Raw genomic sequence first — 26,815 nt, 5'->3', positions numbered from 1 at the left:
TGTAATCCAGCTCCAGTGGTCAGGTCCTCGAGCCGCTTCACCGTTCGCTTAGAACACAAAGGGCGTGTTCCAAACGAAAGGTTCCAGCGCTTGTCGGACCTAGTCGACCACTTCCGCTTTTTATGTTAATATAAATAAAATTTATTTATTTCTGAAAACGGTGTTGTGTTCGTGGGCAATCACACGTATAATGTCCATTATATAAAAACAAGTGTCCTCACCAGAAGGACAAAGGAGTGGAGAGTATATGAAGGATTGCGTATCTGTAGGATTGTTAGGACTTGGCACAGTAGGTAGTGGTGTTGTACATATGATTGATTCCCACCAGAAAGAGTTACAGCAGCGAGTGGGTTGTCAGGTGAAAGTGGCAAAAGTACTTGTAAGAGATATGGATAAAGAAAGAAGCGTTGATCTAGATTCAAGCGTTCTTACTCAAGATCCTGAAGATGTTATCAATAATCCAGAGGTCGATGTTGTGATTGAAGTAATTGGTGGGATTGATCAGGCGAAAGAGTTCATTCTTGCTTCACTTAAGAATCATAAGCATGTTGTAACAGCGAATAAAGACCTGATGGCGATCCATGGAAGAGAACTACTAACTGCTGCAGTTGATCATGAAAGTGATCTTTTCTATGAAGCTAGTGTAGCAGGAGGCATTCCTATTCTTAGAAGTTTAGTAGAGGGATTATCTTCTGACCGCATCACTAAGTTAATGGGAATTGTGAATGGAACAACAAACTACATTTTAACTAAAATGACAAAAAACAATGTCCCATATGAAAGTGTCTTAAAAGAAGCTCAGGACCTTGGATTTGCAGAGTCGGATCCTACTGCTGATGTAGAAGGGTTAGATGCTGCTAGAAAAATGGTGATTCTTGGGACGCTTGGCTTCTCCATGAAGGTTGGATTAGATGATGTAAAAGTAGAAGGCATCACACGTGTTGATGAAGAAGATATCGCTTATAGTAAGAAGCTAGGTTACACAATTAAATTATTAGGCATTGCGAGCTCAACAGACGGATCTATTGAACTTTCGGTTCAGCCAACATTGCTTCCTTCAAGACATCCATTAGCGTCCGTTAACGATGAATATAACGCGGTGTATGTCTATGGTGAAGCGGTAGGAGAAACAATGTTCTATGGCCCTGGTGCTGGTCAATTACCGACTGCCACTGCGGTTGTATCCGATCTCGTAGCTGTTATTAAAAATATGCGGTTAGGTGTGAATGGAAAAAGCGTTATTCTTCCACAGCATGAGCGTAAGTTAACAAGCGATGAGCAAATTAAAAGCAAACATTTTATCAGATTAATTGTAAAAGACGAACCGGGTGCATTTTCAAAAATTTCTCATCTATTCCAAGATCGTGGATTAAGTTTAGAGAAATTGATTCAAGAGCCAGTTGTGAATAATGGTACGGCAGAGCTTGTCATCATTACACATGAAACGAATCAACGAGCATTTGAAGAAGTTCATAATCGTTTAAGAGACTTGGATGTAGTCGTAGAAGTGAAGAGTCGTTACCGAGTGGAGGGAATGTAATGAGCTGGAATGGTTTGATTAAGCAATATAAAGAATATTTACCTCTAACAGAGGAGACACCTCAGCTCACGCTAAATGAGGGGAATACACCGCTGCTAAAGCTTGAGCAACTTTCAAACGAACTAGGTATTTCCCTTTATGTGAAAATTGAAGGAGCAAATCCGACTGGTTCATTTAAAGATCGTGGCATGGTAATGGCTGTAGCTAAGGCGAAGGAAGAAGGCAGTGACGCTATTATATGTGCTTCTACAGGCAACACAGCAGCTGCGGCCGCAGCTTATGGGGCAAGAGCAGGGTTACGCTGCATTATCGTTATACCTAAGGGGAAAGTAGCACTAGGTAAGCTTGCCCAAGCCATGATTTATGGAGCAGAAATTTTTGAGATCGATGGGAATTTTGATGAGGCGCTCAGAATGGTGCGCGATATTGCGGAGACTGAGCCTATTGCTCTTGTTAACTCTGTTAATCCTTACCGATTAGAAGGTCAAAAGACAGCGGCTTTTGAAGTATGTGATCAGCTTGGGGAAGCGCCAGATGTGCTTGCGATTCCAGTTGGGAATGCTGGGAACATTTCTGCATATTGGAAAGGGTTTAAAGAATATGTCTCAGAAGATAGTCGACCGCAAATGCGTGGATTTGAGGCTGAGGGGTCCGCTGCGATCGTTCAAAAGAAAATCATTCCAAATCCAGAGACAATCGCTACAGCCATTCGTATTGGGAATCCAGCGAGTTGGCATCTTGCAGAAGAAGCTGTGATTGAATCGAAAGGTAAAATCGATAGCGTAACAGATGATGAAATTTTGCATGCGTATCAAGAGCTTGCCAAAAAAGAAGGCGTTTTTGCTGAACCAGCTTCGTGTGCTTCGGTAGCTGGAGTAATGAAGCAGGTTGCCTCAGGAGAGATTAAGAAGGGATCAAAGGTTGTTGCCGTATTAACGGGGAATGGATTGAAAGATCCTTCCACTGCAATGGACCTTGTTGTTGCAAAACCACGTGTTGTTGCAGCAGATAAAACACAGTTTCTTGAGGAGCTCAAGGGATGTGTGAGCCAGTGAATAGAGAAGAAGGCCTTTACTTGAAAGTTCCAGGTAGTACTTCAAATCTTGGACCAGGATTTGATTCAGTAGGTCTTGCAATCAATCGCTATTTGCACGTAAAATTAGAACCCTCTTCAGAATGGTCCTTTCATTACGTTGACTTTGATGATGTATTTCCAGCAGGTAAAGATAATATGATTTATCAAACAATCGAGCAAATCGAAAAGAAGTATGGGAATGGAAAGAAACCTTCTCCTTATACTGTGACAATGACGAGTGAACTTCCTTTAGAGAGGGGACTTGGGAGCAGCGCTGCAGCCATTGTCGCTGCTGTCGAAATCGCGGACTTTACAATGGGTCTTCATCTAACGATTGAAGAAAAAGTACAGATTGCTACAACATTTGAAGGTCATGCTGATAATGTTGCCGCGTCCCTTTATGGCGGACTAGTTATTGCAACTGGAGAGGAAGGAATAGGAACGATTTCACATCAAGTAACTGATTTAGAGATGATCGCACTAATTCCAAATCGCAAATTGAAAACAACGGATTCTCGATCGGTGTTGCCCGATATGCTCCCTTTTCAAGAAGCTGTAGAGGCAAGCAATATCGCAAATGTTTTTGTAGGCGCTGCTCTTCAAAATGATTGGAAATTGGCGGGTAAGCTAATGGAGCGTGATCTTTTTCATCAACCTTATCGAAAACATCTAGTGCCAGACTTAGAAAAGGTTCGTGCGATTGCTATGGATAATGGAGCGTATGGAGCTGCTTTAAGCGGTGCTGGTCCAACATTAATTGTCTTTCATGCCAAAGCATCGTCGAATGAACTTCGCTTAGCGCTAGAAAAAGCTTTTCCTGAGTATTATTGTGAATTGCTTATACCTGCGTCAACAGGGATAGAAATAACGTACGGAGCTTATCAAAATCAATCCATTTAATTGAGAAGTCGTCCTCTAGAAGGGCGGCTTTTTTTATGTTTTTGGACGGATGATCGCCTGACAAAACTAGTGATAATTATCCAAAATAACCTCGCTCTAACCGGCACAATCTGACAGTTTTATAAAGAAACTTAGTCTATACTTAGTATCAAAATCGCAAGGGGGGAGGCGTTCGGTGGCAGTATACCTTGATGTGATCTGGTTGCTAAATTTTTGTTTCGATTACATGCTACTTGCGCTAACTGGGATACTGCTGAAGAAACAAGTGAAAAAGAGACGGCTTGTTACTGGTGCATTAATCGCTTCGTGTTATGTGCTTTTTCTTTTTGTTCCTGCCCTAACATTTATGGTAAACCCATTCATGAAGCTGCTCTACTCCTTACTTATTGTTGTGGTAACGTTTGGCTTTACAAGGTTTCGTAGCTTTTTTCAATGTTGGCTTCTCTTCTATTTTGTCACGTTTATGATTGGCGGAGGAATGATGGGGGCGCATTATTTCTTTCAAAAAGATATGACGGTGTATAACGGAGCGGTCGCTACACAAAGTACTGGATTTGGGGACCCCATTAGCTGGCTTTTTGTGATAGTTGGTTTCCCTATTGTTTGGTTTTTTTCAAAAAGAAGAGTGGATCATCTTGAGACAACACGAATTCATTTTGATCAACTAGCAGAAGTTAGTATCCGAATTGATGATGTGACAATTTCAGCTAAAGCACTTGTCGATAGCGGCAACCAGCTACAAGACCCTTTAAGCGGCTCACCTGTTATGATCCTCGATATGACGGTGCATGAAGCGAACTTTCCACCATCGTTTATTCAGAAAGCCAAAAACATCACAGAATTCCAGGAAGAAGGAGAGGAGGATCGTTGGGAACATCGGTTACGTATTGTTCCGTTTCGGGCAGTCGGACAAGATCATCAATTCTTGTGTGCTGTAAAGCCGGATGAAGTATTGATCTCGATGGAGGGGCGTTCATTAACTGTCAAAAAAGTACTTGTTGGATTAAGCTTTCATACGATTTCAGGAGAAAAAGATTATACGTGTATCCTTCATCCGAAAATGCTGACAGGACATAAGGCGACTGCGTCATAGAAGAGAAAACAAGACGACCAAGGAGGAGTTCGAGATGGGGAAAATGAAAATTAAGTTAGTTCTATGGTGGCAGCGGATCCTAATGAAGCTTGGTATTAAACCTGATGAGATCTATTACATAGGAGGGAGCGAAGCATTACCTCCTCCTCTATCGAAAGATGAAGAGGCCCATTTATTAATTCAATTACCTAAGGGAGATAAAGCAGCAAGGTCGATTTTAATTGAGCGTAATCTTCGCCTGGTCGTTTATATTGCACGGAAATTTGAGAATACGGGGATCAACATTGAAGATTTAATTAGTATTGGTACGATTGGTCTCATCAAAGCAGTAAACACATTTAATCCTGAGAAAAAAATCAAGCTTGCAACCTATGCATCAAGGTGTATAGAGAATGAAATATTAATGTTCCTTCGACGGAATAATAAAATACGCTCAGAAGTTTCATTTGATGAGCCGCTTAATGTGGACTGGGATGGGAATGAGCTCCTTTTGTCTGATGTACTAGGGACAGATGAAGATATCATTACGCGCGGGATAGAAGCTCGCGTCGATCGTAGATTACTTGTGAAGGCATTAGAAACACTTAATCCAAGAGAAAAACAAATTATGGAGCTAAGGTTTGGTCTTGCTGGAGAAGAAGAGAAAACGCAAAAAGATGTTGCCGATTTACTTGGCATTTCTCAATCATATATTTCAAGGCTCGAAAAGCGCATCATTAAACGACTTCGAAAAGAGTTCAATAAAATGGTCTGAGCTTCTTAGCATAATAGATGCATAAAATTCCCACTCGCGGAGATACTTTACTTTGACAGCATCTCCGATGAGGAGGGAATGAGTTGACACGAAACAAAGTCGAGATTTGTGGAGTAGATACATCCAAACTTCCAGTACTTAAAAATGAAAAAATGAGAGTACTCTTTAAGCAGATGCAGGAAGGGGATATTTCGGCACGTGAAGAACTAGTGAATGGTAATTTAAGACTTGTTCTAAGCGTGATCCAGCGATTTAATAATCGAGGAGAATACGTGGATGATCTATTTCAGGTGGGCTGCATTGGCCTGATGAAATCCATAGATAACTTTGATTTAGGGCAAAACGTGAAATTCTCTACTTATGCAGTGCCGATGATCATCGGTGAAATCAGAAGATATCTCCGTGACAATAATCCGATCAGAGTGTCACGATCTTTAAGAGATATCGCTTATAAGTCTCTCCAGATTAGAGATAAATTAATGACGAAGAATTCCAAAGAACCAAATCCGACTGAAATTGCCAAAGAGCTTGGGGTGACGAAGGAAGAAGTAGTCTTTGCACTTGATGCGATTCAGGATCCTGTTTCATTATTTGAACCTATTTATAATGATGGAGGCGATCCCATTTTCGTTATGGATCAAATCAGTGATGATAAACAGAAAGACATCCAGTGGCTTGAAGATATTGCTTTAAAGGAAGCCATGACAAGATTAAATCAGCGAGAGAACATGATCTTACAAATGAGATTCTTCCAGGGTAAAACGCAAATGGAAGTAGCAGATGAGATTGGAATTTCGCAGGCACAGGTGTCCCGACTCGAGAAAGCGGCGATACACCAAATGAATAAAAATATCCAAAGTTAGAACGAGACCTGGGAAACAGGTCTTTTCTTTTGCCTTCTTTTCATATAATGAGATGAAAGGTGGGTGCGCGATGATAAAAATATCAGAATTTCAGGTGAAAGATGTTGTGAATGTCTCGAATGGACGTAAGCTTGGTCACATCGCTGATCTGGAAATTAATTTAACGACAGGAAAAATAGAAGCGATTGTGATTCCAGGGGCAGGTAAAATGATGGGATTGTTTGCGCGAGAAAGTGATGTCGTTATTCCATGGCGCAACATAGTGAAAATTGGGTCAGATGTCATTCTAGTAAGACATCATGATACAGCTGATGGCGAATCGTTTCAGAAAGAATCATAAGGAAAGAAAGATCTAACAATCTATATCCCTTAGGCACAACATATTATGATAAAATAAGGTATAAACTGTATCATGGTATAAAGGGGTGCAACTGTGGAAAAAGAACCATTTCAACCATCAACACATAAAACATCACTGGCACTGAAATTTCCAGATCAAGCTGAACGGAACGATAACCTGATAGCAGGTTTTTCAACCCGTAGAAACGGAGTTAGCCAGACTCCGTTTTCTAGCTTGAATCTTGGATTCCACGTACCAGATCGAGCGAGAGATGTACTAATAAATCGCGAAACCCTTGCCTATGATATCGGACAATCCCTTGATCGATGGATCGTTGGTGAGCAAATTCATGGCGCCGACATTGCGAATGTAACAGCAGCGGATAAGGGACGAGGAGCAACGAATCATCAAGATGCCGTTCCGAAAGTGGACGGGCTATATACAGATGATCCCGAAGTTCTTCTAACCGCTCTTTATGCCGATTGCGTACCGCTCTATTTCTATGCGCCATCAGCTAAAAGAGTGGGGATTGCCCACGCAGGCTGGAAAGGAACAACGAAGAATATTGCAGGAGAGATGATTCGTGCGTGGAACAATGATGGAATCCAAACCGACGATATTTATGCTGCAGTCGGCCCTTCAATAGGGAAATGTTGCTACGAGGTTGATGATGGCGTTATCGAACACATTAAAGCGCTAGTAGGAGATCAGGATCTGTTTTTTGATGAAAAAGCAACAGGGAAATACCAGCTTGATTTAAAAGCCGTGAATCGCGAGCTCCTCCTTCGGTCAGGGATTAAGGCGAGTCAACTATCAGTTAGTGACTATTGTACAAGCTGTAGCAATCTGTTTTTCTCTCACCGAAATGAAAATGGAAAAACAGGAAGAATGATGGCATACATAGGACTCGGGGAGGTATAGCGTTATCGTGAATGTAAGAGAAAGTCTAGAAACAATCAAAGGAAAAATTAACGCAGCAGCAGAACGGTCATGTCGTGATCCTCAGCATATTCATGTTGTAGCGGTGACGAAATATGTTAGCGTCGAACGTACAAAAGAAGCATTAGAAGCTGGCGTTACTCACTTCGGTGAAAGTCGTGATGAGGGGCTATTGAAGAAAGTAGAAGCTATTGGCACATTGCCTTCGTGGCACTTTATTGGCACACTACAATCTCGTAAAGTAAAAGACATTCTTCCATTTGTAAATTATATTCACTCCCTCGATCGTATATCTCTAGCTAAAGAAATACAAAAGAGAGCTGATGGTGAAGTAAACTGTTTTGTGCAAGTTAACGTGTCTGGTGAAGAATCTAAGCATGGATTATCGCCAGGTGAGACGCTACCTTTTATTGAGTCACTTAATGAATTCTCATCTATTAAAGTCGTAGGATTAATGGCTATGGCTCCGCATACAGATAATACAAATGAAATTCGAGATGTTTTCAAGAAACTTCGTGAGCTTGGAGAACGTGTCCAAAGCCTTTCACTCCCACATGCTCCATGCAATGAGCTTTCAATGGGGATGTCAAATGATTATGAAATTGCTGTTGAAGAGGGCGCGACATATGTTCGCATTGGATCGTCACTTGTCGGAAATGAAAAATAAAATAAGCTCTCCAGGAGGTGCAGGGAATTGGGTATCAAAACGAAATTCAAGCAGTTCTTTGAACTTGATGATGAAACGATAGAGTTGGATGAGCAGCAGGAGCAAGATTCATATATGGAAGAAGAAGAGCCTGAAGTAACTCGAGCGAATCGTAAGCAGTCTAAACAAAATGTGGTAAGTCTTCAAAGCGTTCATAAGAACTCAAGAGTTGTGCTAGTTGAACCAAGAGTGTATGCTGAAGCTCAGGATATCGCTGATCACGTGAAAAATCGGAAGTCTGTTGTGATGAATCTTCAACGTATTCCACAAGATCAGGCGAGACGCATTGTTGATTTTCTAAGTGGAACAGTCTACGCTGTTGGTGGCGATATTCAGAAACTCGGTCCGGATACGTTTATATGTACACCGGACAATGTTGAAATTTCAGGTAACATTACAGATGAAATTTACGAAGACCAGTAATTAAGAAAGGGTGAAAAGTTTGAACATAGTTTCAATCTTACTTTCAGCAGTACAAATTTATACGTGGATCCTCATCATTTACATCTTTATGTCATGGATTCCAAATGCAAGAGAATCTTCTATTGGACGAATGATTGCTTCTATAGCAGAACCATATCTAGCTCCGTTTCGTAAGATTATTCCTCCAATCGGTGGAATGCTTGATATTTCTCCGATCGTAGCCATTTTCGCACTTCAGTTTGTGCAATATGGAATTATTGCGGTCTTTAGATTCATAGGCTAATGTCTATTTACGAACACTATCGTCCAGAAGAAAGAACATTTGTCGATCGCGTTTTACAATGGCAGGATGAGGTTCAAGAAAGGTATGCTCCAAGATTAACCGATTTTCTTGATCCAAGAGAACAGGATATGGTGAGGCAAATCATTGGAAATCACTCTGACGTGGGCGTGTTTTTTTCAGGTGGAGTTGAAGGGTCTGAGCGTCAGAGGGCTCTTCTTGTTCCTCCTTACTTTGAACCAACAACGGAAGATTTCGAGATAATCGCTTTTGGAATTACATATCCAGCCAAATTCGTATCACTTACTCATCCAGATTTGCTTGGGGCAATGATGGGTCTTGGAATTAAGCGTGAGAAGTTTGGAGATATCCTTGTGCAGGATAGTGCTGCGCATTTAATCGTAGCGAAGGAAATTGCGGATTTCGTGAAAATGAATTTAACACATGCAGGTAAAGCGTCCATATCTCCTAACGAAATTCCATTAACGAGCGTAAGCGTCGTAGAAGCTTCCTGGCAGGAGCAGTCAGGCACAGTAACAAGCCTTCGTTTGGATACGGTACTTGCAGAAGTATACAATCTATCACGAGGTAAGGTTGCTCCGATGATTGAACATGATCGAGCGAAATTAAATTGGAAGATCGTCAGTCAACCTTCTGCTGAAGTGAAAGAGGGAGACTATTTATCGTTACGAGGTTCAGGTAGAAGTAAGATTATTTCTGTTGATGGCAAAACAAAGCGGGATAAATGGCGAATTACGTATCAAATTCGTAAATAGTTTGTCATAAATAGAAGGAATATCCAAATGATTGTCGAAATACGAGTAAGCCGGGTATATGAAAAAAGAGAGTAAATCGGAGGTGGCTGAATTGCCTTTAACACCATTAGATATTCATAACAAAGAATTTACACGCGGATTCCGCGGTTATGATGAAGATGAGGTCAATGAGTTTCTTGATCAGGTAATCAAAGATTATGAAACGGTAATCAGAGAAAAGAAAGAATTGAATGAGAGAGTGAAGCTTCTAGAAGAACGACTTGGGCACTTCTCAAACCTTGAAGAAACGTTAAATAAGTCGATCCTAGTAGCACAAGAGTCAGCGGAAGAAGTGAGACAAAACGCTAAGAAAGAATCCCAGCTCATCGTAAAAGAAGCTGAGAAAAATGCCGACCACATTATTAATGATTCGCTTGCTAAAGCGCGTAAAATCTCCATGGATAATGAAGAGCTGAAAAAACAAGCAGCGGTTTATCGCACGCGTTTTCGTATGCTAGTTGAAGCCCAGCTAGAGATGCTAAATAATGAAGACTGGGATGGCTTAGTGGCTCGATTTGATGAGGAAGAAGATCAGCAACAGGAGCAAATCGAAGAAAAAGCATAAAGCACTCATTTATTTTTTGTCATTTCCTTGACTTCTTATTTTTATTTACACTATACTTCTATTAATAGCAATAACGATCGACGAAGATGGGAAGAGTATCTGATTCTTACTTAACAAAGCGAGCCGGGAATGGTGTGAGCCGGTGTTAAGCAATCAGAGAAGATCGCCCCTGAGTCCCGTGCTGAACGATAAGTAAGCCTCGGCGAATCATTCACGTTACGAATGCAAAGTGAGCGCAAAGCTTAATTTGGGTGGTACCACGGGAAAACCTTCTCGTCCCTTTTCGGGGACGAGAAGGTTTTTTTATTTTGTAGCACACTTTGAAGAAACAACTCCCGAGTGGCTGAAGATCGTTACGGTTGTTGCTCGTTATAAGTTGAAGGAGGAAACCTCATGAGCTATAAAGAAACGCTCTTAATGCCAAAAACAAAATTCCCGATGAGAGGAAATTTACCGAATAAAGAGCCCGACATGCAAAAAGAATGGGCAAACATTAATCTCTATGAAAAAGTACAGGAAAGAACGAAGGACCGCCCTCTATTCGTCCTACATGATGGCCCTCCATATGCAAATGGTGACATCCATATGGGTCATGCAGAGAACAAAGTTTTAAAAGATATCATCGTTCGATATAAATCAATGAACGGTTTTAATGCTCCATATGTTCCTGGTTGGGATACGCACGGACTTCCAATCGAGCAGGCGTTAACGAAAAAAGGCGTCGATCGTAAGAAGTTAACGGTTGCTGAATTTAGAAAGAAATGTGAAGAATACGCATTAAAACAAGTTGATCGTCAGCGTGAACAATTCAAGCGACTTGGAGTTCGTGCTGATTGGGATAACCCATACATTACGCTTGATAAAGGCTATGAAGCACAGCAAATTAAAGTGTTCGGAGAAATGGCGAAGCGCGGTTATATTTATAAAGATAAAAAAACCGTTTATTGGTCTCCGACATCTGAATCAGCATTAGCAGAAGCTGAGATTGAGTATCAAGATAAGCGCTCTGCATCGATTTACGTTGCGTTTGATGTAAAAGATGGAAAAGGTGTTCTTGATGGCGATGAGAAATTTATCATCTGGACAACAACTCCGTGGACAATTCCTTCAAACCTTGCCATTGCGTTGAATGAGAAGTTTGAATACAGCGTCATTGAAGCGGATGGTACGAAATATGTTGTAGCAACAGAGCTTGTTGATCAATTAAAAGAAGAATTTGAGTGGAACAACGTAAGTGAAGTGAAGCGCGTAAAAGGTAGCGAACTTGAATACGTGACGGCTCAGCATCCAATCTACGATCGTGAATCTCTTGTGATCCTTGGTGACCACGTAACGCTTGACGCAGGTACAGGTTGCGTTCATACAGCCCTGGGACACGGTGAAGATGACTATATGATCGGAAGAAAGTATAAGCTAGACATCCTTTGCCCTGTAGATGAGAAAGGTGTTTTCACTGACGAAGCTCCTGGCTTTGAAGGTATGTTCTATGACAAAGCAAATAAACCAATTACTGAAAAACTTGAAGAAGTTGGCGCGCTAGTGAAGCTTACATTCTTCACTCACTCTTACCCACACGATTGGCGTACGAAGAAACCAATCATTTTCCGTGCAACAGAGCAGTGGTTTGCGTCGATCAAAGAGTTCCGCCCTGAACTTCTTCAAGCTGTAGCAGATGTGAAATGGTTCCCATCATGGGGTGAAATTCGCCTTCATAATATGGTGAAGGATCGTGAAGATTGGTGTATTTCTCGTCAACGTGCATGGGGCGTTCCAATCCCAGTGTTCTATGGCGAAAATAATGAGCCAATCATTACAGATGAGACAATTGCTCATGTATCAGAATTGTTCCGTAAGCATGGATCAAACATTTGGTTTGAGTGGGATGCAAAAGAACTTCTACCTGAAGGATTTACTTCAGAGCATAGTCCAAACGGTGAATTCCGCAAAGAAATGGATATCATGGATGTTTGGTTTGACTCAGGTTCTTCTCACCAAGCTGTTCTGGAAGAAAGAAGCGACCTTGCAAGACCTGCTGATTTGTATCTAGAAGGTTCTGATCAGTACCGTGGCTGGTTTAACTCGTCCCTTTCAACAGCTGTAGCCGTAACAGGGAAAGCACCTTATAAAGCGGTTCTCAGTCATGGATTTATTCTTGACGGTGAAGGAAAGAAAATGAGTAAGTCACTTGGAAATACAATGGTACCGAATGATGTTATGAAACAATTGGGTGCGGATATTCTTCGTCTATGGGTATCATCGGCGGATTATCAAGCTGACGTTCGCGTATCGAATGATATTTTAAAACAAGTAGCTGAAGTGTACCGAAAGATTCGCAACACGTTCCGCTTTATGCTTGGGAACCTTGAAGGGTTTGATCCAACAGAGCATCAAGTGGCGTATAAGGATTTAGGTGAACTTGATCAGTATATGCTTGTGAAGCTAAATAATCTCGTATCGAAAGTGAAAAAAGCTTATGATGAGTATCAGTTCTTAACGGTTTATAATACGATCCATAACTTCTTTACAATTGAAATGAGCTCGTTCTATCTCGATATCGCGAAAGACACGCTTTATATTGAACATGCAGATCACCCGAACCGCCGTGCGATCCAAACGGTTCTTTATCAGACAGCTGTTGCGCTTACGAAACTTCTTTCGCCTATCATTCCGCACACTGCTGAAGAAGTATGGCAGTTTGTCCCTGGTGAGAAGGAAGAGTATGTACAGCTTTCCGATATGCCAGAAGTGAAGAATTTTGAAGGTACAGCTGATCTTGAAGAAAAATGGGATCATGTGATGGAGCTTCGTGACGAAGTTCTAAAAGCACTAGAAGAAGCGCGTAACGAGAAGAAAATTGGTAAATCGTTAACCGCTCAGCTTCATATTTATGCTGATAATGGTACGAAGGATTTGCTTGAAGGCGTAGCAAATCTTGAGAAGCTCTTTATCGTATCAGGTGCTACATTGGCCGGTACGAAGGCTGAAGCACCAGCAGAAGCGAAAGTATATGAAGAACTAGCGATCTCCGTTTCACCTGCTGAGGGAGAAACGTGTGAGCGCTGCTGGCAAGTGAAAAAAGACGTTGGCGCTAATAGCGAATACCCAACTCTTTGCGCTAGCTGTGCTGAAACGGTTAAAAATCATTACTAATTAAAGAAATATATCGAAAAGACGCTTTGCGATGCGAAGCGTCTTTTCTTTGTTGTTAGCTCAGTTTCGATTGTCTGCTGAAGCAAGCTGTGCTAAACTTTCATAGGAAGTAACATTTGATCGGAGGAGCGCTCGTGTGGAAATATCTCATAGCCATAGGCATCATTGTTCTAGATCAGTGGACGAAATGGCTTGTTGTGAAGTACATGGAATATGGTGAAAACATTACATTAATCAATGATTTTCTTTATCTAACTTCTCATCGAAACCGGGGCGCCGCCTTCGGAATCCTTCAAGGACAGATGATTTTCTTTTATATCATTACCATTTTCGTCATTGGAGCGGTTATTTATTATATGAGACAATATAAACATAGCCGTTTCGTTAGCGTCACCCTAGCACTCATACTTGGTGGTGCAATAGGGAACTTTATAGATCGAGTCCTTCGTGGAGAAGTAGTAGATTTTGTGAACACATTTATCTTCTCTTATGATTTTCCGATCTTTAACGTTGCCGATGCCTCCCTTGTTGTAGGTGTTATTCTTATCTTTATCGGAACCATTTTTGAAAGTAAGCAGGCTAAAGGGGAAAACTAATGGAAAAATTCACATTTAAAGTAGCAGAAGAAGAGAAAGGTGAGCGAATCGATAAGCTCATTACTTCTTATGAAAATGACTGGTCGCGTAGCCAGGTTCAAGCTTGGATTAAAGATAAAAATATTCAAGTGAACGGCGAAGACGTGAAAGGCAATTATAAAGCAACAGCAGGCGATGAGATCGAAGTAACCGTTCCTGAGCCTGAAGAATTAGAAATTGTAGCAGAAAATCTGAACCTTGAGATTGTTTACGAGGATGCGGATGTTCTTGTCGTGAACAAACCACGAGGAATGGTTGTTCACCCAGCTCCAGGACATGCTAGCGGAACGCTTGTTAATGGGTTAATGTATCAAGTTAACGATCTAAGCGGTATTAACGGTGTTGTCCGTCCTGGTATCGTCCATCGGATTGATAAAGATACTTCAGGATTATTAATGGTCGCAAAGAACGACAAAGCCCATGAATCACTTGTAAAGCAGCTTCAAGCTAAAACCGTTAACCGACGTTATACTGCCATCGTTCATGGCAACATCCAGCATGACGTGGGGACAATTGATGCACCAATCGGGCGAGATAAGCAAGATCGTCAGAAGATGACGGTAACGGATGAAAATAGCCGAGATGCGGTTACGCATTTTCATGTTCTAGAACGTTATAAGCAGTTTACTTATGTTGAGTGTAAGCTTGAAACTGGTCGTACGCATCAAATTCGAGTTCATATGAAATATATCGATCATCCCGTTGCAGGTGATCCTAAATATGGCCCAAGAAGAAAGTCGCTTCCGATTGATGGTCAGGCTCTTCATGCCGGTGTTCTAGGCTTCAGTCACCCTGTAACAGAAGAGTGGCTTGAATTCTCTGCTCCTATTCCAGAAGATATTGAACGTTTATTAAAGCGACTTAGACAAGATTAAGGTTGACTTAAGAAGAGATCTTTGCGATACTCTTTATAGACAATAGCATACCCTTTAAAGACAGTCCCGTGAGGCTGCAAAGGAAAAACGGCTATGTACGATCGGTACATTTGTATGCCCAAAACCCTTTTGCCCTCATGGCAAAAGGGTTTTTTAATGCCACAGATCGATAAAGAGAGAGGGGCGATCATCATGGAAAACAAACGCATTTTGCTCGATGATCAAGCGATTCGAAGAGCGCTTACGCGAATTGCACATGAAATTCTAGAGCGTAATAAAGGCATTGACAATACAATGCTTGTTGGGATTAAAACAAGAGGCATTTATTTAGCTGAGAGGTTAGCTGAACGAATCGAACAAATTGAAGGATCAGCGATTTCAGTAGGAGAAGTTGATATCACCATGTATCGCGATGACCTTACTCACAAAAACGAAGATCAGGATCCCCTAATAAAAGGCACAAGCATTTCAAAGGATGTAACAGATCAAAAAGTGATACTTATTGACGATGTCCTTTATACAGGCAGAACCGTTCGTGCTGCAATGGATGCCTTAATGGATCTTGGACGTCCATCACAAATTCAACTGGCGGTGCTAGTTGATCGTGGACACAGAGAATTACCAATTCGTCCCGATTATGTAGGGAAGAACGTACCAACAGCAAAAGAAGAAATCATTGAAGTTGCTCTTACAGAAGTAGATGACTTTGACCAAGTTAGCTTATCACAATCATAAATCGTGCTCCCTTTAAATCCGTCCAGAGAGACGGCCAAGGGAGGAGACGCGTTCCGTTTCAGGACACGCGTGTACCTCCTTGCGGCCATGCAAGGAGTTTTTTTATACCTTAAGGGTTAAGAAAAACGATGGCCGGGACACGCACAACCAAGGAGGAATACATCATGAAAAAAGTATTAGGAATTCGAGAGGTACCCAAACCTTCAAGCTGGCTCACATTAAGCTTACAGCATTTATTCGCCATGTTTGGCGCAACGATATTAGTTCCATTTCTCGTCGGACTTGATCCGGCGGTCGCCCTTGTCTCAAGTGGACTTGGGACGCTAGCTTATCTTGCCATAACGAAAGGTCGCATCCCAGCATACCTGGGGTCGTCATTCGCCTTTATTGCACCAATCATTTCAGCCGTCTCTTTGCACGGACCTGAGGGAGCCATGATCGGAAGCTTTTTTGCCGGGATTGTCTACGGTCTTGTCGCAATTGGAATTCGAGCGCTTGGGTTAAACTGGCTGTTAAAACTTCTTCCACCGATCGTAGTTGGCCCCGTGATCATGGTCATCGGACTAGGTCTTGCAGGAACGGCGATTGACATGGCGATGAATAACCCTGCTACGGAAGCCTATAGCGGCACGCACTTTACTGTCGCGCTTGTCACGCTAGGGATAACCATTCTCGCTTCCATGTTTTTAAGAGGATTTTTCAGCCTGATTCCGATTTTAATCGGCATTGTATCTGGATACACATTTGCTTACTTCATGGGTATTGTTGACCTTACTCCAATTAAAGAAGCTTCATTCTTTCAAATGCCGGATTTCATCATCCCGTTTGCGGATTACAACCCGGTTGATGTCTTCTCATGGGAAATCTTATTCATCATGGTACCAATTGCAGTTGTCACGATTGCAGAGCACATTGGCGATCAGATGGTTTTAAGTAAAGTTGCCGGCAAGAATTTCTTGAAAACTCCAGGTCTCCATCGTTCCATTCTTGGAGACGGAGTAGCCACAATGATCGCATCTTGCCTTGGTGGACCGCCGAATACGACATATGGGGAAAACATCGGTGTGCTTGCGATAACACGAGTATTCAGCGTGTTCGTCATCGGAGGGGCTGCTGTCCTTGCCCTTATGTTCGGCTTCATTGGAAAAGTAACAGCTCTTATCTCAACGATTCCAACGGCTGTCATGGGCGGCGTGTCGATCCTTCTCTTCGGAATTATTGCATCATCTGGCTTGCGCATGCTGATTGATAACAAAATTGATCTTGGTGAAAAGCGCAACTTGATTATCTCCTCCGTAATCCTAGTCATCGGTGTAGGTGGGGCATTCATCCAGGTTAGTGACAACTTGCAAATTGCAGGAATGGCGCTTGCGACCGTCATTGGTATTACGCTGAACCTCATTTTGCCTGGCGGAAGCTCACAGCAATCGGTTGAGAAAATGTTTGAAGAAGATCTTGAAAATAACGAACCAGCTGCATAGCATCATCCTTTAAAAAGGTACAGAGAGACCTAAAAGGGTGGGAAAGAGATGCGTTAACTTAAACGCGTCTATCCTTCTGCACCCTGACAACGCTCAGGGTGTTTTTTTTGAGAAAAATATTAACGAAACGGAGTGAGTGATGTGAAGCATTTACTTGATATGACCTCTCTTACATTAGATGAAATTCATGAAATATTACTGCAGGCTGAACGTTTTAGAAATGGAAAAAGTATTCAAAGACAGGAGCCCGTGTTTATAGCGAATCTTTTCTTCGAACCGTCAACCCGAACAAGGTTTAGCTTCGAGGTAGCAGAGAAGCGACTCGGATATGAGGTGTTGAATTTTGAAACGTCATCATCAAGCGTTCAAAAAGGGGAGACGCTATACGACACCATTAAAACCCTTGAATCTATAGGGGCAAGTGCTGTAGTCGTAAGGCACAAAGATGAGAAGTATTTCGAACCGCTACTTGAGAAAACGTCCATGTCCATCATTAATGCAGGCGATGGATGCGGGCATCACCCGACCCAATCGCTGCTAGATCTCCTCACGATTCGTCAAGAGTTCAAGCGATTTGAAGGTCTTAACGTTGTGATCGCTGGTGATATAAAGCACAGCAGGGTAGCGCGGTCAAATACGAACGTATTAAATAGGCTTGGCGCAAAAGTGAGTTTTTCGGGCCCGCGTGAATGGCAAGATGAAACAATGAATGAATACCCATACGTCACAATGGGTGAAGCGGTTGAACAGGCAGATGTCCTCATGCTACTCCGCATTCAAAATGAACGCCATGCAAGAAGAAGCGATACTGATTCTTACCTCCAGTCATTCGGCCTAACGGTAGAGCGAGAAAGACGTATGAAGAAACACAGCATTATCATGCATCCTGCGCCGGTCAATCGAGGCGTTGAAATTGAGACATCATTAGTGGAATGTGAACGCTCAAGAATTTTTAAGCAAATGGAAAACGGTGTTTATGTACGAATGGCCTGCTTGAACTTGGTCCTACAACCTACTAAGAAGGGAATGGTCGTGTAATGCTAATCCAAAACGCGAAACTACTTAATGAATCTGGAGAATTGATGGATCGCGATGTTCTTATCAATCAAGAAGGTGAAATTGAAACAATCGCACAGAGCATTGAAAAGGGGGAGTACGAAACCTTTGATGCGAAAGGGAACCTCCTAGTTCCAGGGCTCGTTGATCTACATGTGCACTTAAGAGAACCGGGAGGAGAGCATAAAGAAACGATTGAAACAGGTACAAAAGCAGCGGCGAAAGGCGGATTTACAACAATCGCAGCGATGCCGAATACAAGACCTGTCCCAGACAATGAAGAAACGATGGAAACGTTAATGAATCGAATCAAAGAAACGGCAAGTGTTCGCGTCCTACCATACGGAGCGATTACAACAAGACAGCTAGGTCAAGAGCTTACGAATTTTGAAGGGTTGAAAACAAACGGTGCGTTTGCTTTAACAGATGATGGCGTTGGTGTTCAAGATGCTGGAATGATGCTAGAAGCGATGAAGCGCGCGGCAGCTAGTAACCTAGCAATTGTTGCCCACTGTGAAGAAAACACGTTGATCAACGGAGGAAGCGTTCATGAAGGTCATTTCTCAAAAGAGAATGGACTAAATGGTATTCCATCGGTTTGTGAAGCGGTACATATTGCAAGAGACGTTCTGCTCGCTGAAGCAGCAGGCGTTCATTATCATGTTTGCCACATTAGTACGAAGGAGTCCGTTCGTACCGTACGCGATGCGAAGAGGGCTGGCATTAACGTAACAGCTGAAGTAACACCACATCATCTCCTTTTATCAGAAGATGATATACCGGGACTTGATACGCATTACAAAATGAACCCACCTCTTCGATCAAAAGAAGATCGAGCAGCCCTTATTGAAGGCCTGCTCGACGGTACAATTGACTTTATTGCAACGGATCATGCCCCTCATTCAGAAGGTGAAAAAGCACAGTCAATAGAAAAAGCGCCATTCGGCATAGTAGGATTGGAAACGGCTTTTCCGCTGTTATTCACCCATTTTGTTGAGAAAGGAACCTTTACACTTAAGCAACTTGTGGATTGGTTAACGGTGAAACCAGCGCGGGCATTTGGACTTGAATACGGCACTCTCGAAATAGGTGCACTAGCGGATATGACAATTATCGATTTAACAGAGCAAGAGGACATTAATCCAGAGTCATTTGTTTCGAAAGGAAAGAATACCCCATTTAATGGATGGACTTGTAAAGGATGGCCAACGGCAACAGTTGTAAATGGCAAAATCGTGTTTGAAAAGGGGAGCGATCAATGATGAAAAGACAGCTGGTATTAGAAGATGGATCCGTTTTTGTAGGGAAAGCATTCGGTAGTGACATTGAGAAAAGTGGTGAGGTTGTTTTCAACACAGGCATGACGGGCTATCAGGAAATTTTGTCCGATCCATCCTATTGTGCTCAAATCGTAACGCTCACGTACCCGCTAATTGGAAACTACGGCATTAACCGCGATGATTTCGAATCGATTAATCCTTCTGTACATGGTCTTATTGTGAAAGAAGCAACAGAAGTACCGAGCTACTGGAGAAATGAAATGACGCTTGATGAATTGCTTCGTGTGAAAGGCATTCCAGGACTTGAAGGAATTGACACAAGGAAGCTAACAAAGCTGATCCGCTCAAATGGAACGCTAAAAGGAAAAATGTGTAGCATGGATGTTGATCCAGAGAAGATTGCGCGTGATCTAAGAGATACGCCATTGAAAAGGGACCAGGTACAGCAGGTATCTATTAAAGCACCTTATGCAAGTCCAGGTCGTGGATTCCGCATCGTTCTTGTCGATTTTGGAATGAAGCACGGCATTTTAAGAGAACTAACAAAACGGAAATGTGATGTTGTTGTTGTCCCATACAATACGTCGGCAGAAGAAATTCTGCGCCTAAACCCTGATGGCGTAATGCTAAGTAATGGCCCTGGCGATCCAAAAGATGTTCCTGAAGCAGTGGACATGATTAACGGCATTCTTGGTAAAATTCCGCTCTTTGGCATTTGCCTAGGTCACCAACTATTTGCCCTTGCTTGCGGAGCGGATTCAGAGAAAATGAAATTTGGTCATAGAGGGTCCAATCACCCCGTAATGGATTTAACAACAAAACGCGTCGCGATTACTTCGCAAAATCACGGCTATACGATCGCGGCTGAAACTCTAGAGAATACAAATCTTGAAGTCACACATGTTGCCGTAAACGATGGTTCCATTGAAGGCGTCAAGCATAAGAATGAACCAGCTTTTAGTGTGCAATACCATCCAGAAGCATCACCTGGACCAGAAGATTCCAATGAACTTTTTGACGACTTTATCTCGATGATTACAACATTCAAGGGGGAAAAAACATATGCCTAAACGTACAGATATTAAGAAAATCCTTGTGATCGGATCTGGACCAATTGTCATCGGGCAAGCAGCAGAATTTGACTACGCAGGAACGCAGGCGTGTCAAGCGTTAAAAGAAGAGGGCTATGAAGTTATTCTAGTAAACTCAAATCCTGCAACAATTATGACGGATACCACAATCGCGGACGAAGTATACATCGAGCCACTAACGCTTGATTTTGTTAGCCGTATTATTCGAAAAGAACGACCGGATGCTCTTCTTGCAACACTCGGAGGGCAAACTGGACTGAATATGGCAATGGAATTATCAGAAGCGGGCGTTTTAAAAGACTATGAAGTAGAACTCTTGGGTACGAAACTTGATGCGATTCAGCAGGCAGAGGATCGTGATTTGTTTCGTACGCTCATGAATGAGTTAAACGAGCCAGTACCGGAAAGTGATATTATTCATAATCTCGAAGAAGCTTATCGATTTGTGAAGAGAATTGGATACCCGGTTATCGTACGTCCTGCCTATACGCTCGGTGGTACAGGCGGTGGAATCGTAAACAACGATGAAGAATTAGAAGAAATTGTTTCAAGTGGTCTAAAATACAGCCCGGTTACGCAGTGTCTTCTCGAAAAAAGTATTGCTGGGTTTAAAGAAGTCGAGTATGAAGTGATGCGAGATGGTCAAGATCAAGCGATCGTTGTATGTAACATGGAGAACATCGATCCTGTTGGAATCCATACAGGCGACTCCATCGTCGTAGCGCCGAGTCAGACCCTTTCTGACCGAGACTATCAAATGCTACGTAACGTAGCGCTAAAAGTCATTCGCGCACTAAAAATTGAGGGTGGCTGTAACATTCAGCTTGCGCTTGACCCATACAGCTTCCAATATTACATCATAGAAGTAAATCCAAGAGTTAGTCGTTCCTCCGCTCTTGCATCTAAAGCAACGGGCTATCCAATTGCCAAGCTTGCAGCGAAAATCGCGGTGGGGCTCTCTCTTTCGGAAATGAAAAACCCTGTTACAGGCAAAACATATGCAAGCTTCGAACCAGCTTTAGACTATGTTGTATCCAAGATTCCAAGATGGCCATTTGATAAATTCGAAAGTGCGAATCGTAAGCTAGGAACGCAAATGAAGGCAACAGGTGAAGTGATGGCAATTGGTCGTACGCTTGAAGAATCACTACTAAAAGCGGTTCGCTCCCTGGAATCGAACGTTAGTCATCTTACTATTCCTGAACTAGCTGACCTTGATGAAGAAACGATGGAGAAAAGAATTCGCTTTGCGGATGATGAGCGCATCTTCGTTGTTGCAGAAGCATTCAGAAGAGGAAAAACGATAAAAGAAATTCATGATTGGAGCAAAATTGATCATTATTTCCTCGTCAAAATGCAAGGGATCATTGAGCTTGAAAACAAGTTGAAAGAGAACAAAGGAAATCTCGATCTTTTGCTTGAAGCAAAGCAAAAAGGCTTCTCAGATCACATCATTGCAGCACTATGGGATCAAAAGGAACTTGAAATCTATGAACTGCGAACGCGAGAAGCCATCCGTCCTGTTTACAAAATGGTTGATACGTGTGCGGGTGAATTTGAATCTGAAACGCCTTATTACTACTCCACTTATGAAGATGAGAATGAATCACTTGAAACACCAAAAGAGAGTGTGCTCGTCCTAGGTTCGGGGCCGATTCGAATCGGCCAGGGGATTGAGTTTGACTACGCAACGGTCCACAGCGTTTGGGCCATTCGTGAAGCGGGCTATGAAGCCATTATCATTAATAATAACCCGGAGACCGTATCGACTGATTTCAGCATCTCAGATAAGCTTTATTTTGAACCGTTAACGGTTGAAGACGTGATGCATGTGATTGATCTTGAGAAGCCTAAAGGCGTAGTCGTTCAGTTCGGAGGTCAGACGGCTATTAATCTAGCAGACGAACTATCAGCTCGAGGCGTGAAAATCCTTGGAACATCTTTAGAAGATATGGATCGAGCGGAGAATCGCGATAAATTCGAAATGGCTATGGCAGAGCTGAACATACCTCAACCAGAAGGGAAGACAGCTACTTCCGTTGATCAAGCAGTGGCTATTGCTGAGCGAATTGGCTATCCTGTCCTCGTTCGCCCATCCTATGTACTCGGCGGAAGAGCAATGGAAATTGTGTATAAGGAAAGCGAGCTGCTTCATTACATGGAAAATGCCGTTAAGGTTAATCCGCAGCACCCAGTCTTAATCGATCGGTATTTGATGGGGAAAGAAATTGAAGTTGATGCGATCTCTGACGGAGAAACCGTATTTATTCCAGGTATTATGGAACACATCGAGCGTGCTGGGATTCACTCTGGGGATTCGATTGCAGTATACCCTCCGCAGAGCTTATCTAGTGAAGTGAAACAAACGCTCATTGATCAGACAATCGCTCTTGCGAGAGGTTTGAAGATCAAAGGTCTCCTTAATATCCAATATGTTATTCAAAATGAACAGGTGTATGTACTTGAAGTAAATCCCCGCTCAAGTCGGACGGTACCATTCTTAAGTAAAATTACTGGGGTACCAATGGCGAATCTAGCAACAAAAGTGATTCTAGGAGCATCGCTTGAATCACTTGGTTACGAAACAGGGTATGGAACAGAGCGAGACGATGTATATGTAAAAGTGCCGGTCTTCTCGTTTGCTAAACTGCGTCGTGTTGATATTACGCTCGGACCTGAAATGAAATCAACAGGTGAAGTGATGGGTCGCGATTACACACTGGAGAAAGCTCTATATAAAGGGCTCGTTGCTTCCGGTATGAAGATTCCAACTCACGGCTCAGTGTTATTCACAATCGCGGACAAAGATAAAGAAGAAGCGATCGATCTTGTGAAGCGTTTCAATGCGATCGGCTATCACATTCTTGCGACAGAAGGAACAGCTCACATCATACGTGATCTTGGGATCCCTGTGACAGTCGTCAATAAAATTGGGGCAGAAAAGCCGAATTTACTACACGTCATTCGTGAAGGTCAGGCACAATTTGTTATTAATACGCTCACTAGAGGAAAGCAGCCGGCTCGTGACGGCTTCCGCATTCGAAGAGAGTCAGTTGAAAACGGAGTTGTGTGCTTTACATCTCTTGATACAGCAAAAGCTCTGCTTCGCGTAATTGAAACAATGACCTTTACAAGCACAAGCATGCCGAAGTTTCACGAAAAAGAAGTGGTTCGTTCATGAGGCAGTTAAAAACTGAGCTCGTGTCACAAAAAGAAATTGCAGCTTCGATTTATGAAGCAGTTGTTTTCCATAAGGAAATTGATGAAAGCTTCCAACCTGGACAATTTGTTCATGTAAAAGCTGGCTTCGGGTCAGATCCACTTCTCAGAAGGCCGATTAGCATTTGTCATATTGATCCTAAAAGGCATGAGTTGACGATGATCTACCGTGCAGAAGGAAAAGGAACGAAAGTTTTATCTGAAATGGTGCCGGGGGTTGAAGTTGACCTCCTCGGCCCGCTCGGTAAAGGGTTTCCGGTTGAGAAAACAATGGAGGGAGATACGGCTTTGCTTGTAGGAGGCGGTATCGGCGTGCCTCCCCTTTATTATCTTTCGCAGGAATTAACGAAGCGCGGTGTCAATGTGAAGCACATAAATGGCTTTCAAACGAGTTCAGTTGTTTTTTATGAAGAGAAGTTTAAAGCGTTAGGTCCTGTCACGATTACAACAGCGGATGGAACTCATGGGGAAGCAGGGTTTGTAACAAATCAGCTTGATATGGAAGCAGATTATCTCTTTGCCTGTGGGCCATCTCCAATGTTAAAAGCGCTAGAAAACTATCGCGCGAAAAAGGGTGTGTACCTCTCCCTTGAACAGCGAATGGGCTGTGGAATTGGTGCCTGTCTTGCATGCGTTTGTCATGTACAGGGGGATGAAACAGGCTTTGCTTATCGAAAAGTATGTAGCGACGGTCCGGTATTTCAAGCAGGGGAGGTTGTCCTATGAGCCGATTAGGAATTCAGCTGCCAGGTCTTGACTTAAAGAATCCGATTATGCCAGCTTCTGGGTGCTTTGGATTTGGTAGAGAATACAGTCAATTCTATAAACTGGATCAGCTTGGAGCCATTATGGTAAAAGCGACCACCAATGAGCCTAGATTCGGAAACCCTACACCTCGTGTAGCAGAAACGACGTCAGGCATGTTAAACGCTATTGGTCTCCAGAACCCAGGCCTTGAGCGTGTCATGGCAGAAGAATTACCATGGTTATCACAATTTGATGTGCCAATTATTGCGAATGTCGCAGGGTCTACAATTGAAGATTATGTGGCCGTAGCTAAACGAATTTCTAAAGCACCGAACGTTCACGCGCTAGAGTTAAACATTTCTTGCCCCAATGTGAAGGAAGGCGGACTTGCATTTGGAACGGTACCAGAAACTGCATATGACGTAACCAAAGCTGTAAAAGATGTATCGTCGGTTCCTGTTTACGTCAAGCTCTCACCGAACGTGACAGATATTGTGCAAATGGCAAAAGTAGTTGAACGTGCTGGAGCGGATGGGTTAACGATGATCAACACGCTTCTCGGAATGCGAATTGACTTGAAAACCGGTAAGCCAATCCTTGCGAATGGGGCTGGTGGCTTATCTGGTCCAGCTATTAAGCCTGTTGCCATTCGTATGATTCATCAAGTAAGTCAACAGGTGAATATCCCGATTATCGGAATGGGCGGGGTCCAGACGCCTGAAGATGTGATGGAATATTTTCTTGCTGGAGCGAGCGCTGTGGCGGTTGGAACAGCAAACTTCGTTGACCTATTCACATGCCCTAACATTATTGACTCTTTACCACCATTGCTGGATGAGTTAGGTGTTCACCATATTTCAGAGCTTACGGGAAGGAGTTGGAAAACGGAATGGAATCTTCAATCATCCTCGCATTAGATTTTTCTAGAAAAGATGAGCTAGATGATTTCCTTGCGCTATTTGAGCAGGAAAAGCTTTTCGTTAAAGTTGGTATGGAAGCTTACTATCAACATGGACCTAAGCTAGTAGATGAATTAAAGCAGCATGGTCATGATGTTTTTCTTGATTTGAAACTTCATGATATTCCAAATACCGTCCAAAAGGCGATGAAAGGATTAGCCGGTCTTGGTGTTGATTTGATCAATGTTCATGCTAGTGGGGGATCGCGTATGATGAAGGCGGCAATAGAAGGGCTTGAATCAGGTACGAGCTCAGGGCAAAAGCGCCCGCTTTGCATCGGCGTTACGCAATTAACAAGTACGTCAGAAGAGATGCTTCGAAAAGAATTGCAAATCACTGGAAATATGAAGAATAGCGTTGTTTCTCTCGCCAATCTTGCAAGAGAAAGTGGGCTTGATGGTGTTGTGAGCTCAGCTCTCGAGGTTCCGATGATAAAAGAAGCTTGTGGCGATCGTTTTCTAACTGTAACTCCTGGAATTAGACTCGAAGGGGATATGGCTGGTGATCAAAACCGCGTCTGCTCACCAAAGAAGGCACGGTCTCTAGGAAGTGATTTCATTGTCGTAGGACGCAGCGTAACTGGAGCGAAGAATCCATTAGCGGCATATGACATACTAAAATCTGAATGGAGGAATTCATATGAAATCAATCGCTAAAGCCTTATTGGAAATTGAGGCAGTGAGTCTACAGCCGAATAATCCTTTTACGTGGTCCTCAGGCTTATTGTCACCAATTTACTGTGATAACCGTTTAACACTTTCATATCCAAAGGTAAGAAAAGAAATTGCCCGGGGGCTTGCTACTATGGTGAAGGAAAAATACCCTGATGCAGAAGTGATTGCTGGAACAGCAACAGCTGGGATTCCTCATGCTGCGTGGGTAAGCGACGTATTAGATTTACCAATGGTTTACGTTCGGGGAAGCGCAAAGGGGCATGGAAAAGGGAATGTTATTGAAGGAAAAGTAGATGAAGGCCAAAAAGTTGTGGTAATTGAAGATTTGGTTTCAACTGGTGGCAGTGCCATTGATGCTGTGAAGCAATTACAATCTTCCGGAGCGAATGTTCTTGGTGTGGCCGCGATCTTTACATATGGGATGAAAAAAGGGGCAGAGCAGTTCGCTGCTGAAGGAATTGCCTGGGATACCCTTACCAATTTCGATGAATTGTTAACAAGCGCCGTTGAAACAGGTATGATTGAGGAAAGAGAGGTTCAATCACTGCTTCACTGGCGCGACAATCCATCTACAACAGAATGGTTGGAGCAGTTGAAAGATCTCTCCGTTTAGGAGGGGT

26 protein-coding genes and 1 other annotated feature are annotated in these 26,815 nt (G+C 42.7%); all 26 genes read left to right on the top strand.

Annotated elements, in window-relative coordinates:
- Window positions 1-247: 247 nt before the first annotated feature.
- Window positions 248-1,540, top strand: a complete 1,293-nt coding sequence (locus ACIFPW_RS06015; protein WP_430242808.1) for a homoserine dehydrogenase — start codon at window positions 248-250, stop codon at window positions 1,538-1,540.
- Window positions 1,540-2,595: a threonine synthase gene (gene thrC, locus ACIFPW_RS06010; protein ID WP_430242805.1), complete on the top strand. Its 1,056-nt coding sequence runs from the start codon at window positions 1,540-1,542 to the stop codon at window positions 2,593-2,595. The genes ACIFPW_RS06015 and thrC overlap by 1 nt, the downstream gene beginning before the upstream one ends.
- Entirely contained in the window at window positions 2,580-3,515 is a 936-nt protein-coding gene (gene thrB, locus ACIFPW_RS06005; protein WP_430242802.1) for a homoserine kinase, read from the top strand. The genes thrC and thrB overlap by 16 nt, the downstream gene beginning before the upstream one ends.
- 175 nt (window positions 3,516-3,690) lie before the next feature.
- Complete coding sequence (spoIIGA, locus tag ACIFPW_RS06000; RefSeq protein ID WP_430242800.1) at window positions 3,691-4,608, top strand: sigma-E processing peptidase SpoIIGA; 918 nt, start codon at window positions 3,691-3,693, stop codon at window positions 4,606-4,608.
- A 34-nt stretch (window positions 4,609-4,642) separates the two neighbouring features.
- On the top strand, window positions 4,643-5,362 hold the full coding sequence (gene sigE, locus ACIFPW_RS05995) for an RNA polymerase sporulation sigma factor SigE (RefSeq protein WP_194221350.1): 720 nt from the start codon (window positions 4,643-4,645) through the stop codon (window positions 5,360-5,362).
- Window positions 5,363-5,445: 83 nt separating this feature from the next.
- The gene (sigG, locus tag ACIFPW_RS05990; protein WP_194221351.1) at window positions 5,446-6,225 is read left to right on the top strand and encodes an RNA polymerase sporulation sigma factor SigG; all 780 of its coding nucleotides are present in this window, start codon (window positions 5,446-5,448) and stop codon (window positions 6,223-6,225) included.
- A gap of 70 nt (window positions 6,226-6,295) precedes the next feature.
- A complete protein-coding gene (locus ACIFPW_RS05985) occupies window positions 6,296-6,565 on the top strand; it encodes a YlmC/YmxH family sporulation protein (protein WP_098443312.1) in 270 nt (89 codons plus the stop codon).
- A 93-nt stretch (window positions 6,566-6,658) separates the two neighbouring features.
- Entirely contained in the window at window positions 6,659-7,486 is an 828-nt protein-coding gene (gene pgeF / locus ACIFPW_RS05980; protein ID WP_430242797.1) for a peptidoglycan editing factor PgeF, read from the top strand.
- Window positions 7,487-7,493: 7 nt separating this feature from the next.
- A complete protein-coding gene (locus tag ACIFPW_RS05975) occupies window positions 7,494-8,171 on the top strand; it encodes a YggS family pyridoxal phosphate-dependent enzyme (protein ID WP_430242794.1) in 678 nt (225 codons plus the stop codon).
- 27 nt (window positions 8,172-8,198) lie between these two features.
- Window positions 8,199-8,633 (top strand): cell division protein SepF, encoded by a 435-nt coding sequence (locus ACIFPW_RS05970; protein ID WP_194221354.1) that lies wholly within the window; start codon window positions 8,199-8,201, stop codon window positions 8,631-8,633.
- A 19-nt stretch (window positions 8,634-8,652) separates the two neighbouring features.
- Window positions 8,653-8,916, top strand: a complete 264-nt coding sequence (locus ACIFPW_RS05965) for a YggT family protein (protein ID WP_194221355.1) — start codon at window positions 8,653-8,655, stop codon at window positions 8,914-8,916.
- Window positions 8,916-9,689 (top strand): RNA-binding protein, encoded by a 774-nt coding sequence (locus ACIFPW_RS05960; protein ID WP_430242790.1) that lies wholly within the window; start codon window positions 8,916-8,918, stop codon window positions 9,687-9,689. Before ACIFPW_RS05965 ends, ACIFPW_RS05960 begins: the two co-directional genes overlap by 1 nt.
- A gap of 91 nt (window positions 9,690-9,780) precedes the next feature.
- Window positions 9,781-10,293 (top strand): DivIVA domain-containing protein, encoded by a 513-nt coding sequence (locus ACIFPW_RS05955; RefSeq protein WP_430242787.1) that lies wholly within the window; start codon window positions 9,781-9,783, stop codon window positions 10,291-10,293.
- Window positions 10,294-10,367: 74 nt separating this feature from the next.
- Window positions 10,368-10,577: a binding site (T-box leader), on the top strand.
- A 109-nt stretch (window positions 10,578-10,686) separates the two neighbouring features.
- Window positions 10,687-13,443: an isoleucine--tRNA ligase gene (gene ileS, locus ACIFPW_RS05950; RefSeq protein ID WP_430242784.1), complete on the top strand. Its 2,757-nt coding sequence runs from the start codon at window positions 10,687-10,689 to the stop codon at window positions 13,441-13,443.
- Window positions 13,444-13,577: 134 nt separating this feature from the next.
- Window positions 13,578-14,039, top strand: coding sequence for a signal peptidase II (gene lspA, locus ACIFPW_RS05945; protein WP_283152264.1), 462 nt, complete (start codon window positions 13,578-13,580; stop codon window positions 14,037-14,039).
- The gene (locus tag ACIFPW_RS05940) at window positions 14,039-14,953 is read left to right on the top strand and encodes an RluA family pseudouridine synthase (protein ID WP_194221360.1); all 915 of its coding nucleotides are present in this window, start codon (window positions 14,039-14,041) and stop codon (window positions 14,951-14,953) included. Before lspA ends, ACIFPW_RS05940 begins: the two co-directional genes overlap by 1 nt.
- A gap of 192 nt (window positions 14,954-15,145) precedes the next feature.
- Window positions 15,146-15,688 (top strand): bifunctional pyr operon transcriptional regulator/uracil phosphoribosyltransferase PyrR, encoded by a 543-nt coding sequence (gene pyrR, locus ACIFPW_RS05935; RefSeq protein ID WP_194221361.1) that lies wholly within the window; start codon window positions 15,146-15,148, stop codon window positions 15,686-15,688.
- Between the two features lie 164 nt (window positions 15,689-15,852).
- On the top strand, window positions 15,853-17,169 hold the full coding sequence (locus ACIFPW_RS05930; protein WP_430242781.1) for a solute carrier family 23 protein: 1,317 nt from the start codon (window positions 15,853-15,855) through the stop codon (window positions 17,167-17,169).
- A gap of 141 nt (window positions 17,170-17,310) precedes the next feature.
- Window positions 17,311-18,207, top strand: a complete 897-nt coding sequence (locus ACIFPW_RS05925) for an aspartate carbamoyltransferase catalytic subunit (protein WP_430242778.1) — start codon at window positions 17,311-17,313, stop codon at window positions 18,205-18,207.
- Window positions 18,207-19,487 (top strand): dihydroorotase, encoded by a 1,281-nt coding sequence (locus ACIFPW_RS05920; protein WP_430242775.1) that lies wholly within the window; start codon window positions 18,207-18,209, stop codon window positions 19,485-19,487. The genes ACIFPW_RS05925 and ACIFPW_RS05920 overlap by 1 nt, the downstream gene beginning before the upstream one ends.
- Window positions 19,487-20,575 carry a carbamoyl phosphate synthase small subunit gene (locus tag ACIFPW_RS05915; protein ID WP_430242772.1) on the top strand — a complete coding sequence of 363 codons (1,089 nt, stop codon included), beginning with the start codon at window positions 19,487-19,489 and terminating at the stop codon, window positions 20,573-20,575. Before ACIFPW_RS05920 ends, ACIFPW_RS05915 begins: the two co-directional genes overlap by 1 nt.
- Complete coding sequence (gene carB / locus ACIFPW_RS05910) at window positions 20,568-23,777, top strand: carbamoyl-phosphate synthase large subunit (protein WP_430242769.1); 3,210 nt, start codon at window positions 20,568-20,570, stop codon at window positions 23,775-23,777. The genes ACIFPW_RS05915 and carB overlap by 8 nt, the downstream gene beginning before the upstream one ends.
- On the top strand, window positions 23,774-24,541 hold the full coding sequence (locus ACIFPW_RS05905; protein ID WP_430242767.1) for a dihydroorotate dehydrogenase electron transfer subunit: 768 nt from the start codon (window positions 23,774-23,776) through the stop codon (window positions 24,539-24,541). The genes carB and ACIFPW_RS05905 overlap by 4 nt, the downstream gene beginning before the upstream one ends.
- Entirely contained in the window at window positions 24,538-25,479 is a 942-nt protein-coding gene (locus ACIFPW_RS05900; RefSeq protein WP_430242764.1) for a dihydroorotate dehydrogenase, read from the top strand. The genes ACIFPW_RS05905 and ACIFPW_RS05900 overlap by 4 nt, the downstream gene beginning before the upstream one ends.
- Window positions 25,452-26,177, top strand: coding sequence for an orotidine-5'-phosphate decarboxylase (gene pyrF / locus ACIFPW_RS05895; protein ID WP_283152256.1), 726 nt, complete (start codon window positions 25,452-25,454; stop codon window positions 26,175-26,177). Before ACIFPW_RS05900 ends, pyrF begins: the two co-directional genes overlap by 28 nt.
- Window positions 26,161-26,808, top strand: a complete 648-nt coding sequence (gene pyrE, locus ACIFPW_RS05890) for an orotate phosphoribosyltransferase (protein ID WP_430242762.1) — start codon at window positions 26,161-26,163, stop codon at window positions 26,806-26,808. The genes pyrF and pyrE overlap by 17 nt, the downstream gene beginning before the upstream one ends.
- The last annotated feature ends 7 nt before the right edge of the window (window positions 26,809-26,815 follow it).

It is taken from the genome of Pseudalkalibacillus sp. NRS-1564 (assembly GCF_050467905.1).
In the GTDB taxonomy this organism is placed as follows: domain Bacteria; phylum Bacillota; class Bacilli; order Bacillales; family Guptibacillaceae; genus Guptibacillus; species Guptibacillus hwajinpoensis_B.
This window is presented reverse-complemented; position numbering and strand designations above follow the sequence as displayed.

Excerpts from the sequence above, each read along its gene's own strand:
- ACIFPW_RS06015 (WP_430242808.1), top strand. The coding sequence starts at position 248 with ATGAAGGATTGCGTATCTGTAGGATTGTTAGGACTTGGCACAGTAGGT.
- thrC (WP_430242805.1), top strand. The coding sequence starts at position 1,540 with ATGAGCTGGAATGGTTTGATTAAGCAATATAAAGAATATTTACCTCTA.
- thrB (WP_430242802.1), top strand. The coding sequence starts at position 2,580 with ATGTGTGAGCCAGTGAATAGAGAAGAAGGCCTTTACTTGAAAGTTCCA.
- sigE (WP_194221350.1), top strand. The coding sequence starts at position 4,643 with ATGGGGAAAATGAAAATTAAGTTAGTTCTATGGTGGCAGCGGATCCTA.
- ACIFPW_RS05985 (WP_098443312.1), top strand. The coding sequence starts at position 6,296 with ATGATAAAAATATCAGAATTTCAGGTGAAAGATGTTGTGAATGTCTCG.
- ACIFPW_RS05960 (WP_430242790.1), top strand. The coding sequence starts at position 8,916 with ATGTCTATTTACGAACACTATCGTCCAGAAGAAAGAACATTTGTCGAT.
- ileS (WP_430242784.1), top strand. The coding sequence starts at position 10,687 with ATGAGCTATAAAGAAACGCTCTTAATGCCAAAAACAAAATTCCCGATG.
- ACIFPW_RS05940 (WP_194221360.1), top strand. The coding sequence starts at position 14,039 with ATGGAAAAATTCACATTTAAAGTAGCAGAAGAAGAGAAAGGTGAGCGA.
- pyrR (WP_194221361.1), top strand. The coding sequence starts at position 15,146 with ATGGAAAACAAACGCATTTTGCTCGATGATCAAGCGATTCGAAGAGCG.
- ACIFPW_RS05930 (WP_430242781.1), top strand. The coding sequence starts at position 15,853 with ATGAAAAAAGTATTAGGAATTCGAGAGGTACCCAAACCTTCAAGCTGG.
- ACIFPW_RS05920 (WP_430242775.1), top strand. The coding sequence starts at position 18,207 with ATGCTAATCCAAAACGCGAAACTACTTAATGAATCTGGAGAATTGATG.
- ACIFPW_RS05915 (WP_430242772.1), top strand. The coding sequence starts at position 19,487 with ATGAAAAGACAGCTGGTATTAGAAGATGGATCCGTTTTTGTAGGGAAA.
- carB (WP_430242769.1), top strand. The coding sequence starts at position 20,568 with ATGCCTAAACGTACAGATATTAAGAAAATCCTTGTGATCGGATCTGGA.
- ACIFPW_RS05905 (WP_430242767.1), top strand. The coding sequence starts at position 23,774 with ATGAGGCAGTTAAAAACTGAGCTCGTGTCACAAAAAGAAATTGCAGCT.
- ACIFPW_RS05900 (WP_430242764.1), top strand. The coding sequence starts at position 24,538 with ATGAGCCGATTAGGAATTCAGCTGCCAGGTCTTGACTTAAAGAATCCG.
- pyrF (WP_283152256.1), top strand. The coding sequence starts at position 25,452 with ATGGAATCTTCAATCATCCTCGCATTAGATTTTTCTAGAAAAGATGAG.
- pyrE (WP_430242762.1), top strand. The coding sequence starts at position 26,161 with ATGAAATCAATCGCTAAAGCCTTATTGGAAATTGAGGCAGTGAGTCTA.